General features: G+C 52.3%; 17 protein-coding genes. 10 read left to right on the top strand and 7 right to left on the bottom strand.

Annotated features, from left to right (window positions below; all coding sequences use genetic code 11):
* Window positions 1-282 precede the first annotated feature (282 nt).
* From mobA to Dvar_RS00380, 8 genes are all read left to right on the top strand, one after another.
* Window positions 283-888, top strand: coding sequence for a molybdenum cofactor guanylyltransferase (mobA, locus tag Dvar_RS00415; RefSeq protein WP_419659753.1), 606 nt, complete (start codon window positions 283-285; stop codon window positions 886-888).
* Between the two features lie 11 nt (window positions 889-899).
* On the top strand, window positions 900-1,259 hold the full coding sequence (locus Dvar_RS00410; protein ID WP_419659752.1) for a molybdenum cofactor biosynthesis protein MoaE: 360 nt from the start codon (window positions 900-902) through the stop codon (window positions 1,257-1,259).
* A 24-nt stretch (window positions 1,260-1,283) separates the two neighbouring features.
* Window positions 1,284-1,769, top strand: a complete 486-nt coding sequence (moaC, locus tag Dvar_RS00405; RefSeq protein ID WP_419659751.1) for a cyclic pyranopterin monophosphate synthase MoaC — start codon at window positions 1,284-1,286, stop codon at window positions 1,767-1,769.
* Window positions 1,766-2,998 (top strand): murein transglycosylase A, encoded by a 1,233-nt coding sequence (locus tag Dvar_RS00400; RefSeq protein ID WP_419659750.1) that lies wholly within the window; start codon window positions 1,766-1,768, stop codon window positions 2,996-2,998. Before moaC ends, Dvar_RS00400 begins: the two co-directional genes overlap by 4 nt.
* Before the next feature lie 255 nt (window positions 2,999-3,253).
* Window positions 3,254-3,694, top strand: coding sequence for a twin-arginine translocase TatA/TatE family subunit (locus Dvar_RS00395; protein WP_419659749.1), 441 nt, complete (start codon window positions 3,254-3,256; stop codon window positions 3,692-3,694).
* Between the two features lie 20 nt (window positions 3,695-3,714).
* Entirely contained in the window at window positions 3,715-4,485 is a 771-nt protein-coding gene (gene tatC, locus Dvar_RS00390; RefSeq protein ID WP_419664050.1) for a twin-arginine translocase subunit TatC, read from the top strand.
* Window positions 4,482-6,206 (top strand): YcaO-like family protein, encoded by a 1,725-nt coding sequence (locus tag Dvar_RS00385; RefSeq protein WP_419659748.1) that lies wholly within the window; start codon window positions 4,482-4,484, stop codon window positions 6,204-6,206. Before tatC ends, Dvar_RS00385 begins: the two co-directional genes overlap by 4 nt.
* 102 nt (window positions 6,207-6,308) lie before the next feature.
* Entirely contained in the window at window positions 6,309-6,788 is a 480-nt protein-coding gene (locus tag Dvar_RS00380; RefSeq protein WP_419659747.1) for a cytochrome c3 family protein, read from the top strand.
* 59 nt (window positions 6,789-6,847) lie between these two features.
* Here Dvar_RS00380 and Dvar_RS00375 read toward each other — a convergent pair whose 3' ends face one another.
* From Dvar_RS00375 to Dvar_RS00350, 6 genes are all read right to left on the bottom strand, one after another.
* Window positions 6,848-8,281, bottom strand: coding sequence for a cobyrinate a,c-diamide synthase (locus Dvar_RS00375; protein WP_419659746.1), 1,434 nt, complete (start codon window positions 8,279-8,281; stop codon window positions 6,848-6,850).
* Window positions 8,282-8,338: 57 nt separating this feature from the next.
* On the bottom strand, window positions 8,339-8,578 hold the full coding sequence (locus Dvar_RS00370; protein ID WP_419659745.1) for a dissimilatory sulfite reductase D family protein: 240 nt from the start codon (window positions 8,576-8,578) through the stop codon (window positions 8,339-8,341).
* A 74-nt stretch (window positions 8,579-8,652) separates the two neighbouring features.
* Entirely contained in the window at window positions 8,653-9,798 is a 1,146-nt protein-coding gene (gene dsrB / locus Dvar_RS00365) for a dissimilatory-type sulfite reductase subunit beta (protein WP_419659744.1), read from the bottom strand.
* Between the two features lie 15 nt (window positions 9,799-9,813).
* The gene (gene dsrA, locus Dvar_RS00360) at window positions 9,814-11,124 is read right to left on the bottom strand and encodes a dissimilatory-type sulfite reductase subunit alpha (RefSeq protein WP_419659743.1); all 1,311 of its coding nucleotides are present in this window, start codon (window positions 11,122-11,124) and stop codon (window positions 9,814-9,816) included.
* Window positions 11,125-11,462: 338 nt separating this feature from the next.
* Entirely contained in the window at window positions 11,463-12,623 is a 1,161-nt protein-coding gene (locus tag Dvar_RS00355; RefSeq protein WP_419659742.1) for a hypothetical protein, read from the bottom strand.
* Window positions 12,624-12,707: 84 nt separating this feature from the next.
* Window positions 12,708-13,331 (bottom strand): tetratricopeptide repeat protein, encoded by a 624-nt coding sequence (locus tag Dvar_RS00350; protein WP_419659741.1) that lies wholly within the window; start codon window positions 13,329-13,331, stop codon window positions 12,708-12,710.
* 387 nt (window positions 13,332-13,718) lie between these two features.
* Here Dvar_RS00350 and dapA point away from each other — a divergent pair, with 387 nt between their 5' ends.
* Window positions 13,719-14,753, top strand: a complete 1,035-nt coding sequence (gene dapA, locus Dvar_RS00345) for a 4-hydroxy-tetrahydrodipicolinate synthase (protein ID WP_419659740.1) — start codon at window positions 13,719-13,721, stop codon at window positions 14,751-14,753.
* A 77-nt stretch (window positions 14,754-14,830) separates the two neighbouring features.
* Here dapA and Dvar_RS00340 read toward each other — a convergent pair whose 3' ends face one another.
* A complete protein-coding gene (locus Dvar_RS00340) occupies window positions 14,831-15,634 on the bottom strand; it encodes a YkgJ family cysteine cluster protein (protein ID WP_419659739.1) in 804 nt (267 codons plus the stop codon).
* Window positions 15,635-16,072: 438 nt separating this feature from the next.
* Here Dvar_RS00340 and glpK point away from each other — a divergent pair, with 438 nt between their 5' ends.
* Window positions 16,073-17,584, top strand: coding sequence for a glycerol kinase GlpK (glpK, locus tag Dvar_RS00335; protein WP_419659738.1), 1,512 nt, complete (start codon window positions 16,073-16,075; stop codon window positions 17,582-17,584).
* Window positions 17,585-17,592: the final 8 nt, after the last annotated feature.

The raw sequence follows: 17,592 nt of genomic DNA, 5'->3' as shown, positions 1-17,592 counted from the left end.
TATTAGTAATATTTTGAGGATTTGAATTTGTTGCCCAACGCCGAAATCGGGTGAAGGGCGCCGTTTCTGGATGGGCACTAACTAAACCATCGGGGATTGCAAGGCAAGTCCTTATATTCATTTCCTAAAGCATTTGTCTGAAAAACGCGTCGGCACGCTTAGAGTCTTGCTTTTATCAAGGCTTTTCATTATGTTCAACCAAACACGACTTTTTGTTTGTTCTTTTCAGTTCTTCAGTCTTTCGGTATGAATGAATCGATAAACCCTTCCGGGGGATGTGGGATGGCAATACCTTGCAGCGGCGTAATCCTGGCTGGTGGCCTGAGCAAACGGCTCGGAGGCCGAAACAAAGCCTTTATCCAAATCGGTGGCAAACGCATCATCGATCGCCAGATGGAAGTCTACCGTCGGTTGTTTGATCAGATTATTCTGGTTACCAATGACCCGGTGACTTACATCGATGTGGACGCGCTGATTGTCAGTGATCACTATGATCAACGCAGTTCGTTAAATGGCCTGCACGCCGGCCTGTTCGCCGCTGCCCATGATTATGTCTTTTGCACCGCCTGTGACACACCGTTTATCAATGATGCGTTGATTTCCTGTCTGATAGGGCATATTGATTCCAAGGCGGATATCATTATTCCTTCAACAGAGTCGGGATTCGAGCCCATGTTTGCGGTGTACAAAAAAAACTGTTTGCCGTCCATTGCTTGGCAACTTGAAAGGGATCTGCTTAAAATACAGGGGCTTTTTCGAAAATTACGCGTCAAGACCGTTGCCGAGCCCGAACTGCGGGCCATTGATCCGCAGTTGATTTCTTTTTTTAACATCAATACGCCCGAGGACCTGGTTCTGGCGGAAAGCCTTGACCAGGGCCTCAGCTAATGGAGACCGATATGAATGCTAATGAACTTATTTCCAAGATAAAAACCCATCCGGAATACGAAAAAGTGGGCATGATTCTGTGCCATAACGGTGTCGTCCGGGGCACCTCCCGTGACGGCCGTAACGTTTCAGGTCTGCGGGTGGCCGCTAATATGGAACAGTTGGACAAGGTATTGGCCGAGCAACGGGCACGGCCGGGAATCATTGATATTCAGGTGGAAATCGCTGCCGACCGCGATCTAAAAGTGGGCGATGACGTGATGTTGCTGGTAGTGGCTGGAGATATCCGGGATAACGTGATCCAGGTCCTGGGGGACACGCTCAATGCCATTAAACATACGGTGACCGCCAAGACTGAATTCTTTATCTAAGTAAGCTGTTTTTGGGAGCAACACATGTCCGAATTGACCCACATTGATGAGAGTGGCCGCGTGCGCATGGTGGATGTCACCGAAAAAAAGCCCACCCAGCGCACGGCCGTGGCCCAGGCCGTTGTGCATATGTCAGAAGAAACATTTCAGCGCATCACCGCCGGTACCGTCTCCAAGGGAAATGTTTTGGAAGCGGCGCGCATCGCCGGCGTCATGGGCGCTAAAAAAACTGCCGACCTGATCCCCATGTGTCATCCGCTGAATCTGACCCATGCCCAGGTTGATTTTTTCCCGGATGCAACCAACTGCAGCATTCGCATTGAGGGCACTGCGCGTATTTTCGATCAGACCGGTATCGAGATGGAGGCGTTGACCGCCGTTTCCGTTGCCGCGCTGACCCTTTACGACATGTGCAAGGCAATCGATAAATCCATGACGATCACGGATATCTGCCTGCTTAAAAAAACCGGCGGAAAAAGTGGAACATTCGTCAGGGATAAAGCGGTTTGAGGAAAACCGTCTGCCGATACGGGTTCGCTTTGATACCAGTGTTGGCCAGCATTTACCTGATCCTGGCCGGCGGCTGCGCATTTTTCAAGCCACCGCCGACCAAACCCGCAACCTCGCTTGAAAGGCTTTCCGCAGCCGATTATCCTAATTTCTCGGACGGTTTTTTTCTCGATAACATTGGCCGTGGAATCGACAAAAGTCTGGAATATCTTGAGCGGCTGCCGGCTGAGCGTGTTTTTCATTTCGGTGATGACGCTTACAGTGCCCGCCATCTGATGCGCTCGTTAACGGTGCTCAAAGACTTTTTGGCTACCCGGCCCGACACAGCGGCCATAAATCGGTTCATCACCGAAAATTACCGGGTGTATCGCAGCATAGGGGGGCCGAAAACAGGGCGCGTGTTGTTTACCGGTTATTACGAGCCCCAACTTTTGGGGAGCCTTAAACGAGATGGCCGCTACCGTTATCCGATCTATGCCCTGCCCAAAGACCTGATGGTCATTGACCTGTCCGCCTTTAGTAAAAAGTTTAGGGGACAGCGTATTGTCGGCCGTTTGCAAGGCAACACCGTGGTTCCCTACCCTGACCGTCAGGCTATTGATACGGACGAATCCTTTACTCGGGTGGCGAAACCCATTGCCTGGGTGGATGACCGAATCGATCTTTTTTTTCTACACGTCCAGGGATCCGGAAGAATTTGCCTGACCAATGGGGATGTGCTTCGGGTACATTACCATGGTGTCAACGGCCGCCCCTACCGCAGTATTGGACGGCTTTTGATTGATCAGGGCAAGATCCCGTCCGAGCAGATGTCCATGCAGCGGCTTAAGGCCTATCTGAAAAACCATCCCGAAGAGGTTGAGGATGTGCTCAACCATAACCCCAGTTATGTCTTTTTTAAAACCGAAACCGCAGGCCCCATCGGCGCCCTTGGTGTGGATCTGACACCGGGTCGCTCCGTTGCCATAGACAGGCGGGTGTTCCCGATGGCGGCACCCGCCTTTTTACAAACCCAGATTCCGGTGGTGGATGGCAATGGCCGAATCGACCGGTGGATGGATTTTTCAGGTTTTGCCTTGAATCAGGACACCGGCGGCGCCATCCGTGGGCCGGGGCGCGTGGATATTTTCTGGGGCAACGGACCCTACGCCCAGATTGCCGCCGGGCATATGCAGCATGAGGGAAATTTTTTTTTGCTGATTCTCGATCCTGAAAAGAATTCATTTTAATCCCCATCTCTGCGGCTCAATCTTGATGAATTTATTAAAATTCCCTTTCCAGACGGTTTCGTAAAAAGTCCGAGATCAAGGCTTGCGAATCCCGAGGAATGATGCGTACTTATCGTACTTTGCAGTGACGAGGGGTGAAGCGTAACGCCGATATCGGACTTTTTACGAAACCGTCAATCTTGACACCCTTTTTTAAAACCAGTAGTCTCTGATTTTTTGGAAAACCGCCAACTTTGGGCAAAAAAGGAGATAGGCATGTTCGGTATCGGAATGCCGGAAATGATACTGATTCTGGCCGTGGCGCTGATTGTTATCGGCCCCAAAAAGCTGCCGGATCTGGCCAAATCCCTGGGCAGGGCCCTGGGGGAATTTAAAAAGGCGACCAACGAGCTGAAAGACAGCTTTCAGATTGACGATGAACTCAAAGAAGTGAAAACAACATTTGACGACATCAACCGGGATCTAAAAGGCAATCGACCTGCCGGGACCAGTCCGGCCAAACCCGACGCGACTGATGACGGTAAGGCGGATCTTGAGACGGACCAGACTACACCGGATCATGATCCGGTGGACAACGTAAAAGCGGCATTTCACCGTAGCGATGACACGGCTAAATCGGAACCGGCCCTTTCTGATGATAAGAAAGGGCCGGCCGCCGATATTCCCGGATCTGACGCTGAACCCCGCAAAGGATAAACGAGGTGGCTGACCCGGACATGGATACAGACGATAAAATTCCCTTTACCGCCCATCTGGAAGAATTACGTAAACGGCTGATTATTTCTTTTATTGCCGTGGGAATCGGTTTTACGCTGTGTTACGGATTTAAGGAGTGGCTGTTTCAGATCCTCACCCAGCCACTGATCAGTGTCATGCAGGACGGTGAGACACTGATCTATACCGGCCTGCCCGAGGCGTTTTTCACGTTTTTAAAAGTCTCTTTTCTGGGAGGTCTGATGATCGCGTCACCAGTGATCATCTACCAGTTCTGGATGTTTGTTGCCCCCGGGCTCTATGATCGGGAAAAGCGGCTTTTGCTGCCCATTGTTTTTTTATCGACCCTTTTTTTTGTGGGCGGCGCCCTGTTTGGCTATTTCATTGTCTTTCCCTATGGGTTTCAGTTTTTCCTGGGCTTTGCCACGGAAACGATCCGTCCCATGCCGTCCATGAAGGAGTATTTGAGTTTTTCAGCCAAGCTGCTGCTGGCCTTTGGCCTGGTTTTCGAGCTGCCCCTGGTTATCACCTTTCTGGCCCGGCTGGGAATTGTTACCGTCCCTTTCCTGAAAAAGAATCGAAAGTACGCTTTATTGCTCTTTTTTGTCGGTGCGGCCATTCTAACGCCGCCTGATGTGGTCACCCAGATCATGATGGCCCTGCCACTGATGTTGCTGTATGAGATCAGCATTATTGGTGCGCGCATCTTTGGACGTAAGAAAGAAGATGCCGATGAGGTGACAGAAGAAGCCGACGGCGCGATGGATTCATGAATACCACCCGCCGATCACCGATCAACTACCGCCTTGAGCTAAATCAGACTGCCGGCAGCACCGGTTTCTTTTCCGCTGTTCCCCAGGACATATCTGATTTGACGGCGATGATCGATTATCTTCGTTGCTGTCCAACAGACAGTTTTATGCATTTGCATTTATTGGGGCAAGTGGGAGAGCTACCGGCACCGGCGGTGATGGACCTGATTGAAGCCGATGCCGGCGGTGATCCGGCGCTGCGGGCCCTGTTTTTGGAAGCCGGCACCATTCACCCCCATCTGGCTGAAATCAAAAAACGCTTCAATCGCCGGGAGACCAGGCAACTGGCCGGGCAGACGCCATTGATTTTTCTACGATCAATCATGCGTGCCGATCAAGCCCTGCACGGGCAGTGGGCACAGCTGTTCGATGCCAACCTGACGCGGCATCGGCCCCTCCCCCCCCCTGAAAAAACCGGTCTATCCATGGTCTTCAAAGATTGCCACGCTGATCAACAGCCGCCGTCTGAATCCGCTCATGTGAAAGCAATTATTGATCGCCTGCCTGCCGGGATGGACGGCATGGGGACGCCGCGACAGCCCATGGCCCAAACCATCGATCTGGCCCTGCAGCGACTGGAGGACCTGGATATTCTGGAAGGCCCGGAAATGCGCCACCAGAGTTCTTTGAGTCCCATTGCGCTGCTGCGCAAATGGCGATTCAATCATGCGGTGAAAAGCGGTGGTCTGAACTATACCCTTTCCAGCGTTCAGACCGCCTATGGCCGGGGGCTGAGTGTGGAAGCGGCCAGGGCCTCGTGCCTGATGGAGGTTATCGAGCGCTGCAGTGCATTTGTCAGTGTGGATGACAGCGGTATAGTGGGCACCCGGCGTCAGCATCCACTGCTGCATGGATCCCGTTCCCAGCTCATGGCCAAGGGGGAGCATCTGCTCGATCCGAATCAGCTGGGCCTGGAAGTGCCGTATGAAGATGAACCGCTTTACTGGATTGAAGGGCAGCAACTGACCACGACCGGTTTTCAGCCCATTTGGGTGCCGGCCCAAAGCGTCTTTTTGTTTTGCAATCTGGATGAACGCTCGCTTTTTTCCGGACTGGGGTCCACGGGCCTGGCGTCGGGCAACACGGTTGCCGAAGCCAGACTCAGTGCGCTCTACGAATTGCTCGAACGGGACAATGCGGCGATCAACCCGTATCATCCATCCCGTTGTTTCCGGGTGTATGCTGAAGATGAGCCCATCAAGGGGCTTCTGGATGATTACCGGGCGCGCGGCATTCATGTTTATTTTCAGGACATCAGCCCGGCCTTTGGCATTCCCGGCTGCGCCTGCTTTGCCGTTCACCCGAACGGCACGGTGGCCAAGGGCGCCGGCGTCAACCTTGATGGCAGGCGGGCTGTTCTTTCGGCGTTGACCGAAACCCCTTACCCCTATCCGAAAGGTCCACCCTCATCACCCGCGCCGGCCGATCTGCCCTGGCTGCAATATGAATCGCTGCCTGATTTTTCGACCCAAACACCGGATATGGATTTGAAGGTGGTTGAAGAAGCACTCTTGGCCAACGGCTATTCTCCCATTGATGTGGATATCACGCGCAACGACCTTAACATCCCCGTGGTCAAGGCTTTGGTGCCCCATTTCGAGTTGATGGCCGATTTTGATCAGTACAGTCGGATCAGCCGCAGACTTTTTAGTAACTACTTAAAAATTCATCAAAAACATTAATCGGGATTCCCATTGACTAAAGCCCAAAGGCCTGATAGAGATTTTTTTGCGGAGTGATTTTAGGTGGTTTAACCTTGCATGAAAGAAGGGAGAGTGGAGGTTATGGGTAAAAAACGAATTTTGGTATTTTCAGCGGTTTGTCTGGTGTTTCTGTTTGCCGCGGGGACGATGTATGCGGCTACGGCGGTGCAGGATGTGATCAAGATGGACAACAAGGCTTACGAGAAACATTCAAAGGCCATTGTCGATTTCACGCACAAAAAGCACAATGAGGAGTATAAAATTGGTTGTGGCGAGTGCCATCATGATGACAAGGGTAAAGCCTTAAATGATCTCAAGCTTGGCGATGATGTGAAAAACTGCATCGAATGTCATAAGCTTCCGGGTCAGATGCCTGGAAAACTGAAAAAAGAGATGCGTAAAAACAAGGCTTCCAAGAAAGAGATCGCCGCCAAGGAGATGGAGTACCATGCCGAGGCGATTCATGAAAACTGTATCGGCTGCCATAAGGATTACAATAAGAAAAATAAAACCAAGGCCGCCCCTCAGGCTTGCACCAAGTGTCATCCGAAGAAAAAATAATTCCCTGACTTATATCTGCTGAAAACGGGCTGGGTTGCTTCTCGCAATTCAGCCTGTTTTTATTTGAATCCGTGTTGATTCTGACGGGCGGCCTTATATTTTTTGGCCTGATCGACCATTGCCCGGGCCCATTGGGGGGTGCCCAGGGCATGGATGTGGGTGTAGGTGGCCAGAACATTGTTGACGCAGACGCCGTCCTTACCTTCAAAAAATCCGGCACCGCGCTGCATGGAAAACGCCAGGTTGGTATCGTTGCCCTGCCACTGTTTTACACTTGAATAGTGAAATTCGTGGCCCAGCAAGGTTTGACCCGGAGGATAAAACGGATTTTCCCGTTCGACCTCAACGATGGTATACCCATGACCCTGGGGGCGTTTGGAAAAACCAAACACGGCCGGCAGCACCCCCGTCATTTCAAACGCACCATCGTCTAAAAGTAGCTGCTCTCCCAAATACATCAGACCGCCGCACTCTCCATAAATGGGCAGGCCGCCTTCGGCCAGGGATTTGATTTGGTGACGAAAGGCTGTATTGGCCTCCAGCTCCCGGGCGTGGGTTTCCGGAAATCCACCACCGATGTAAATGGCGTCCACAGGGGGAAGGCCTTGGTCGGTCAGCGGACTGGCAAACACCAGGGTTGCTCCGGCGGCTTCAAGCGCTTCCAGGTTTTCAGGGTAATAAAACTGGAATGCGGCATCACGCAGAATGCCGATTCTGACTGGGTCGGCCAGAATCTGCCTTTCCATCCTTTTTTCCTGAGGCAATCTGATCGATGTTGCCGTCGTGGCAATTTCTTGAATCCGATCAAGATCAAGGTGCTGCTGGGCAACCGAGCGGATTGCATCGATGGCGGGCCCGGCCCAGCTATGCTCAGGGGTCGGCACCAGACCCATGTGGCGCTCGGGAAAGCGCTGTTCCTTGAGTTTGGGCACCGCGCCGACCACAGGAATGCCGGTGTATTCCTCAATACTGCGGGTAAGAATACCCTGATGCCGTTTGCCGGCCACCCGATTCAACACCACCCCGCCGATACGCACATCAGGATCAAAGGCGGCAATACCGCCGACTACGGCGGCCATGGTGCGGGTGGTTTTGGTGGCATCGATGCACAGGATCAAAGGTAGCCCAAGCAGCTTCGATAGCTCGGCTGTACTGGTTTCTCCTTTAGTATTGATGCAATCGTAAAGGCCACGGTTGCCTTCGATGACAGAAAATTCGGCCGTTTGGGTATGGGTATGGTATGACGCGAGAATCGTTTCCGGATCGATCAGGAAGGTGTCTAGATTATAGCAGGGCCGGCCGGCCGCCAAGGCTAGCCAGCCGGCGTCGATATAATCCGGACCTTTTTTAAAGGGCGAAACGGATCTGCCCAGGCTTCTCAGCGCGGCGATAATGCCCACGGAAAAAATAGTTTTTCCCGATCCCCCACGAAGGGCGGCAACGACGATCCCCGGCGTTGCTGTGGGCTGCTGAATGGAGGAAGCCTGTTTCAAAAGCGTAGCACAAAGCGGCGGTTCACCAAAAAATGGATCTGCCGTCGCAATTCGATATTAATCTTCGTGCTCAGCGCCAGACTGCTTGCCGGTACCGGGCAGGCCGTACATGGAGGTACTGCCTGAAGACCAGTATTCCAACACCCCATCCTGAACCAGTTTGTTAACGATTTTTTTTGCTTCACGGGGTTTCATTTCCAGAATTTTGGACAAGTCGTTGAAGTAGAATTTAGATTTCATCTTCAGCTTTTTGGTCAGACTGGTGACGATCAGCTCTTTTGCCTCTTCGTAATCCATAGTTACCTCTTTTCTAAAGAAGGCAGGGGGGGCGCGTGGCCTCCCCCTGCACGGATTAATTTATACGGCGCAAATTAGAACTTGAATTGCGTGGACTGACGCCAAGTGTAGTAGGCGGGATCACGGAAATCATCGATAAGATGATGGGTGAATTCAAGTTCACATTTGTCGAAGAAACGCTCCCAGCCGATTCTCTCGGCCCAGTCGCCCAGACGCTCGTACTTGTTGGCGCCGGCGCTGTAAGCTTCGACGATCTTTTTGATTGTCGCGGTGGTGGATCCCCAACGCGGTGCTTCATTGGGAATAAAGGCCACGACGACCTTGGAGAACTTGGGCATGCTGATGCGGTTGGAGACTTTACCACCCACCATCAGAACGATGCCGTCGCCTTCCTGGTCGGCCAGGGGCATGGAGGGACACATGGTGTAGCAGTTACCGCAGAACATACAACGATCGTTGTTCACAGCCACGGATTTCAGCTCTTTGTCACCGACAGTGACTTTGGCCGGTTTGATGGCGGCGGTGGGGCAGGCAGCGATGGCAAGCGGGATTTCGCACATCTTGTCCAGATATTCATGATCCAGCAGCGGCGGTTTACGGTGATAGCCGAGTATGGCGATATCAGAGCAGTGTACGGCGCCGCACATGTTCAGGCAGCAGGCCAGGGAAACACGCAGCTGGGCCGGCAGACGATGATTCTGGAAGTCGGCGAACAGCTCGTCCATGGTGGCCTTGACCGGACCGGAAGCGTCGGTGGCCGGGGTGTGGCAGTGGATCCAGCCCTGGGTATGGATGATGTTGGTTACGCCGGCACCGGTGCCGCCGATGGGGAACTTGAAGCTGCCGCCGTCAAACTTGCGGCTTTCCAGATCCTTGATCAGCGGGTCCACTTTGGATTTGTCGTCGACCATGAATTCGATGTTGTTACGGGTGGTGAAGCGCAGATGCCCGTCACAATGCTTGTCGGCGATTTCGCAGATTTCGCGGATATGGGTGACGCTCATCAGACGGGCGCCGCCACAGCGTACGGTGTAGACTTCGTCGCCGCTTTCGGCCACGTGAACCAGTACGCCGGGTTTAATGATTTCGTGATACAGCCATTTGCCTTTGTTTTTGGCGATGACGGGCGGATAAAATTTATCGTATTTCTGCGGACCAATATCGGTGATCCGGTTTTCCATCGGTTTGTCGGGATTGTATCCTGAAGAAATAAATGCCATTATAAATCCTCCCCTCTATCTCTGGTGAATCTTTCTGAATTCGTTGATGTCGCGATCCCAGCCGCCAACCTCGTCTTCTTTCCAGAAGATGTAGGGGTTGTGCCGCGGTTCCAAAACATGCTGCGGCACCGGCTTAATGTTGGTCATTTCGAGCAGTTTCTGGAATCCCTGACGTTTAATCAGCTCACCGAGACGTTCGCGGTTCTTGCCCTCTTCCATCCACCAATCCCAGATGGATTCGATGACTTCTTTGATTTCATCGTAGGGCTCTTCAACCTTGATGAAAGGCACCAGCAGGGAGCCCATCTGAGCGCCGTCGAGGATCGGAGCCTTGGCGCCGACCAGCATGGAACAACCGCGGTCATCACCGATGTGCAGGGCACGCGGCATAACGTTGATGCAGTGCATGCAGCGGGTACACTCTTTTGTGTTGATGGCGAGTTTGCCGCCTTCGTATTTCATGCACTGGCTGGGGCAAAGGTCGATAACCTCTTTCTGGATGTCGAATGCACCCCAGTCGCGGCCGCTGTGAGCGCCGCCGTTGGGAGCGAATTCACCGCCGACATAGCTTGCTACGGCTTCCTGATCGATTTTGATGTCGTCTTTCCAGGTTCCGACAAAGGAGATGTCGGCGCGGGCGATGGAGGCCACGCAGCAGTTGGGGCAGCCGTCAAACTTGAATTTAAACTTGTACGGGAAGGCCGGGCGATGCAATTCGTCCTGGTATTCCTGGGTCAGTTCGTAGCAAATGGCCTGGGTGTCGTAGCAGGCGTATTCACAGCGAGACGAACCGATACAATCGGACGGAGTCCGCAGGTTGGAGCCGGAACCACCGAGGTCCTGATCAAAATTATGGGTCAGTTCATAGAAAATTTCTTCCAACTGCGGGGTGGAGGTACCGATAAAAATGATGTCACCGGTGGAGCCGTGCATATTGGTGATGCCGGAGCCGCGGAACTCCCACAGGTCACACAGTTTTTTCAGAAAATCGGTGGTGTAGTATTTCCCGCCAGGCTGGTTGATACGCATGGTGTGGAAGTGAGCCACGCCGGGAAATGTTTCCGGCTGGTCGCAATAACGGCCAATAACGCCGCCGCCGTAACCGAAAACACCGACGATGCCGCCGTGCTTCCAATGGGTTACGCCGTGTTTGTAGGAGAGTTCCAATACACCCAGCAGGTCTTCAACACAGTCTTGGGGCACCTGGAATTCCACATTGTTTGCATTCTTGGCCCTGCTTGCCGCTTCCTGCTTCAGGTCCGACACGAAGCTTGGCCACGGACCGGACTCAAGCTGGTCCAACAAAGGGGTTGCATGCTTTGCCATCTTTTACCTCCATTTGAATTGATAGTATACCAACCTGCCAATCGAAATAAAATCATCCCCAACGGGGGGTTAAGGTCACCTCCTCTCAAATTTTTTCTTTATATCTTGTCGGGATAGTTGAAATCACGCGGTTTAAATCAATAAAATTGCAAGGAGCAGATATAGAATTATTGACCGGCGTTGTCAATAAAAAAGCATGGTTTCACGGAGTTAAGCCTCAAGTAACGCTGAAAATACGCTTTTTATACAAAATGTTGTGACCCGTTTTATAAAAACGTCTTTATGTGGTGTTCAAGCTAAAAACGGGGGCAATCCGTAATTTTGTTGTTGGTTACATGTTAGTCAGCGATCGTTTGGTTTCGAATGCAGCGGCGGATCTGACGCAAATGTTGTTCCACGTGTTGATCGATGATGTGACGTTCTTCCCTTTTTCCCTCGAAAAGGGATTTTAGCAAGGGCTGCGCCATTTCCATCAGCTGTCCTTCGGATTGGTGGCAACAATAATCCTGAAACAGGGATAGAAATGTATCGGGAAAGCCGTTTAACCGGCTGGTCAGGTCGAGCCCTTTGAAAAATCCATCGATCACCGATATCAGGCACGTTTCCGGTGCCCAGACCGTTTCCAGTACACCGTCCAGCCGATCCAGTCGCATACCAATGGACAGATGCAGACAAAAAGCGACCAGGTTGTCGAGCAGCGCTCGTTCATTCTTCGGGACCGTCGTCAACGTGGGCACGGGTGCGTAATTTCTGACCGTAATCAATTTTACATCCACGCTAGGACCTTTTTCGCGGACCACAAAATCGCCGGCGGCATGATGCCAGGGATAAATTTGATCGGTGGTCAAGGGATCATAACAGGCGGTAAGAATCATGCTCGCCTGTCGGTAAAGATCGGCGGACTGTTGGTCCGTCAAGAGGTGCGGTGTTTGGGCGCCATCCCAGACAATCGTGGATAAATCCGCTTTTTTTTTCGATCGGGTCAGGTGAAATTCATGATAACCGTCAAACCAGTTCGCCAAAAACATCGGCGTTGGCTCGAGCACACCGCTGTAAAGCGTGGGAAACCAGCCGAATGGACGCTGGTCGCCAAGCCGTGCCAGTGCATCCATTTCCAGGGGCAGGGTGTTACGCCCGGCGTCAGAGGCGGCCACATTGACCACGAACGATATCGCCTGGTCCGGGGTGGTTACCATCACGCGACCCGGATGGTACAAGGCACCATGTTTTTCCAGGAAAACCGATAATTGAAGAATTTCCTGTATGGTTATCGGCCGTTGAAGCGATTGCTGCATGGCGCTTAGGATCGGGTGCCATGCGTTTGACGCACAGAAATCGGCGATGGCGCTAAAATAGTCGCCGTAGGTCATGGAACGGGATTGGTGATCCGCGGCTAAGGCAACCGAATCCTTTCGTTCAGGCAACTGCCTTTGCCAAAGCGGATGGTGGCTGTCCATGGGATGGTCTGTATTGGCCAAAAAGAATTGGATGGATGGCATGGCGGCCTTAAGCCATTATCTGGCGTGTATAAATAAATTCAACCGGATCATGGGAAGGCATGATCCGGTTGTATCTACCATGAATTAATTTCGGTGTGGCTCAAGTTCTTTCAGGATTTCCGGCGCCACCTCATACCCAAACTGTTTGGCCTTGTCTGCGTGCGCCAGGGCTTTTTCCGGTTGTCCATCTTCAAGATACGCAATGGCCAGGTTATTGTGTGCCACGGCAAATTCCGGCGAAAGGTCCAAGGCCTTGAGATTGGCCTCGATACTTTCCTTGATCTGGCCGTTCATCAGGTAGGCATTGGCCAGGGTGGCAAAGGCCTGGATAAAACGGAAATTAAAGGCGGTTGCCTTTTCAAGGGCGGTAATGGCACCTTCCACATCGCCGTGTTGAAGCAGCACAAATCCGATGTTGCCCCATCCTTCAGAAAAACTGGGTTTGGCTTTGACCGCCCTTCTGTTCCAGTCCAGGCAGCCGTCCATATCGCCCCGCTTCAGACAGATTCCGCCCATTTGGACATAGGCTTCAGCTAGACCGGGGCTGCATTCAATGGCCGTGGCCAGTGATTGTTCGGCTTCTTCAACTTTTCCCTGACCAAGCAGGGCGACAGCAAGGTTATAATGAGATGTGCCGCAATCCGGATTGCTGGCAATGGCTTGTTTTTGTTGAGCGATAAAGGCTTCTGCATTTTTTGGTTTTTCCATGAACACGTCCTTTTCCGGCGATATCATCGATATCATTTTTATGATGAAAAAAAGATGGGTAGCGTGGCTGATGGTCTGTGTCAAGAAAAATAATATACTAAAACCAGCTTTTTGCTTGACATAAAATATCAACTTTTTTAGTCTTTTTATTCATTAAAAATTCACACCTGTGGCGGCGCAACCGTGTTTGGCGCGGCCTTTTTCAAATCACCAGGAAAGACTGCCATGAAACCGGAGACCATCGGGGATGTTGCCAGAATTTACACCGTAAGGGTGTGCGCTGATGATGACAAATCCCCGTTTAGTAAGGATCGCTTCGGATTATAACGGCTGTTTCACGCGTTTCTTTTTTTCCATTACAATTTAGATTTTTCTTCAGGAGGTAACATGGATTCAATGTGTTATACCGCGATGGTAACGCCGTTTCTCGGTGACGCGGTGGATGAGAAAGGGCTTTCCCGCCTTGCCGACTTCCAGATTCAAAACGGGATTGACGGACTTCTGGCGGTGGGTACCACCGGTGAGAGTCCCACCTTGACATGGCAGGAACATCATCAGGTCGTTCAAGTTTATGCACAGCAGGCCAAGGGTAAATGTCGCTGTATTGCCGGCGCCGGCAGCAACAACACCAAAGAGGCGCTGGCTGCCACCGGCCATGCTGTGGAGGCCGGCGTGGATGGTGTCCTGTTGGTGGATCCGTATTATAATGGTCCCAGTTCCATGGAGATCCGCAAGGAATACATTGCGCCGGTAGCGGCCGCATTTCCCGATATGACAATTATTCCTTATATCATCCCCGGACGAACCGGTGCCCAACTGCTTCCCGAGGACCTGGCGCTGCTGGCCAAATCATATCCCAATGTCAACGTTGTCAAAGAGGCCACGGGAAACCTGGACAACATGCGACGCACCCGAGCATGTTGTGGACCTGATTTTACCATTTTATCCGGAGACGATGGGTTAACCGATCAGATGATGACCGATCCGGATATCGCTGCCGCCGGCGTCATTTCGGTGGTTTCCAATATCGCGCCCAAAGCCATGAAAGATCTGGTACAATTGTTGGCCGATAAAAAGCTGGATCAGGCCAGGCAATTGGCCGAGGCCTTGAAACCGCTTTTTGGATTGGTCACGGTGGTCACCCATGAGAAAACCCCATACGGAGAAGCGGTTTGTCGGGCAAGGAATCCGTTGGCTATTAAAACCCTGATGCAGCTTCTGGGCGTGCCTGCAGGTCCCTGCCGGGCACCGTTGGGCAAAATGAGCCGGGCGGGCCTGGATGTGGTCATCGGGATCACCAAAACCGTTCAGGCCAATAGCCCGGAGATCCTGGCACCGTTGGCCGATTATTTTAATGTGGACATTGACGCCAGACTCAATGATCAGCGGTTTCAAGAGGGGTTGTATTACACGGATTACTAACACCCACAAAAAACCGTCCGTTTGTGCGAAGTTGCGCAAGCGGACGGTTTTTTAATTCTATGGATTGGGAACTGATCTTAGTTTTGGGGGGCGCTATCGCCCATATTGGCTGCCTGGGTTTCCGGATCGGTTTGTTTGAAAAGTGCCCCTTTCAGCCACTCCAGGCCGAACTTAAGCAGCTCGACTTCATCATTTTTAATTTTTTCCACAGTGGCCGCATCCACATCCACGCGTTTTAAAAAAGCACTTTCAAAAACAAAATCCTTGAACTTATCAATATCATAGCTGACCATGAAGAACAGCTGCTTGGCTTTGTCGGTAAGCTTGATACTGGAGGGAAAGGAACGCTTGCGGACCACCAGATCCGTCCATTCGCGATTGATTTCATCGCGCAGATCCACGCCTTGATCAGCTCGCCATTCGGCGACGGTCCATTCGCTTTCTTCTTCAAAGCCTTTGCAATGGGGTTCGTTGACAAAAAAGAAGAAGCCTTCGTCATCGGCCCCTTCCTTGTGCTGCAAGGTGGCCACGCCCAATGGATAGTAACGGCATGATGTGGGCCGATCTTCATAGATGATGCAGCCGTCCTTATCTTTGACAAACGGACAGGATTTTTTCTCATCATCGAGCAGCTTGAGGGTGACCATGGGCAGATCGGTTTTTTCAAGCAGGTGCGGAACGGTGTAGATGGCCAGGAATTCATGCGAAGACAGGCCCAGTCGATTTTTCAACTGAATAATGTCGTACGGGGTCAGGATAATATTGATGCCCCGACAGCACTGGGTAAAACACGATACCCCGGGATGGCATTTGAAATTGAATTTACTATTGAACCCCAGACGTACCGGGGAAATACTGGCGTCATTCATTGCGTTGTCCATGAATCATCCTTTCCTATCAATCAATTTAAAGGGCGAACTTAACCAAGGCCGGGATCAAAGTCAAATCCTATTCATGTGCCCATCCAGAAATGGCCAATTTGCCCGATATCGGCGTTGCGCGAAAAATTTAATCCTCGGAATATCAACCATATGCCTGTGGTTAAATTTTCGTGCGCCTTGATCTAAGGCCAAATTGGCCTATTTCTGGATGGACACAATTTATGGAATCACAACCCGGTGTCAGGATATTCAGCAATTGATGTCTGCATTTTTCAGGTGATCAACAAACAATAAACTAATGACGATGGTGTCTGGATTTTGTAAACTGGTGCTTTTAAGCAATCCAGTAAAAAATCGTGTCAATCCAGAAATGGTGAATCTCGCCCGCCTTGAACTCGGGTGAGCGGCGCCGTTTCTGGATGGGCAAAGGAGCGAACCATGTCAACTTACATCGGCGCCCTGGACCTGGGCACCACCAGCAACCGGTTCATCCTTTTTGACCCCGAGGGCAGGATCAAAGGGGTGGATCAGAAGGAGCACACCCAAATTTTTCCCAAACCGGGATGGGTCGAGCATGATCCCATGGAAATTTGGGAAAATGCCTGCAGCGTGATCAAAGGCGCCATGGGCAAGGTTGGTGTCTCAGGAAAGCAGATTGCCGCGATCGGTATCACCAACCAGCGGGAAACCGCCGTGGTATGGGATAGACAAACCGGGAAACCGCTATGCAATGCCATCGTCTGGCAGTGCACGCGAACCGATGCGATCTGCCGTCAATTGGAAAAGGAAGGGGGGCAGGATCGGTTCCGGGCAAAAACCGGACTGCCCGTTGCCACCTACTTTTCAGGGCCGAAAATTAAATGGCTTCTGGATAACGTGACCGGTGCCCGAACGGCTGCCGAAAACGGCCGGGCCCTGTTCGGTACCATTGAGACCTGGATCATCTGGCAGCTTACCGGCGGCACGCGCGGCGGTGCCCACGTCACCGACGTCACCAATGCCTCGCGAACCCTGTTGATGAATATTGAGACCCTTGCCTGGGACGATGAAATCCTGGCCTGCATGGGCATTCCCCGGCAAATGCTGCCGCGGATTGTACCGTCCATCGACAAGAACACCTGGGGCCACACCCTCAAAGAGGGGCCTTTGGGGGCAACCGTGCCGGTGTGTGGTGCGCTTGGAGACCAGCAGGCCGCGACGGTGGGCCAGACCTGTTTTGAGATCGGAGAGGCCAAGAATACATACGGTACCGGGTGTTTCATGCTACTCAATACCGGTACCCGTCCGGTACCGTCTGCGCATGGGTTGTTGACGACTGTGGGATATCAGATCAGCGGCCAAAAGCCGGTGTATTGCCTGGAAGGATCCGTGGCCATCGCCGGTGCGCTGGTCCAGTGGCTGCGGGACAACCTGGGGTTAATCGACTCGGCGTCAGAGGTGGAAATCCTGGCCCGCACGGTGGAAGACAATGGCGGTGTCTATTTCGTGCCGGCCTTTTCCGGTCTCTTCGCCCCTTACTGGCGCGCGGATGCCCGTGGTGTGATCGCCGGACTGACCCGGTATGTCAACAAGGGCCATATCGCCAGAGCCGTGTTGGAAGCCAATGCGTACCAGACCCTGGACATCATGGAGGCCATGAACAAGGATTCGGGAGTGGCGCTGAGCAGCCTCAAAGTGGACGGCGGAATGGTGGCCAATGAGCTGCTCATGCAGTTTCAGGCCGATCTGTTGAAGGTGCCGGTGATTCGCCCATCGGTCACGGAAACCACCGCGCTTGGGGCCGCCTATGCGGCGGGCCTTTCCATCGGCCTGTGGTCAGATCTTGACGCGTTGAAAAAATTCTGGTCCACAGACAAAATCTGGCACCCCAGCATGGCTGAAGAGGTCCGGCAACAAGGGATTCAGGGATGGAAAAAAGCGGTTCAACGAACATTTGACTGGATGGAGTGATGATGGCA

The organism is Desulfosarcina variabilis str. Montpellier, from assembly GCF_048565275.1.
Taxonomy (GTDB): domain Bacteria; phylum Desulfobacterota; class Desulfobacteria; order Desulfobacterales; family Desulfosarcinaceae; genus Desulfosarcina; species Desulfosarcina variabilis.
This window is presented reverse-complemented; position numbering and strand designations above follow the sequence as displayed.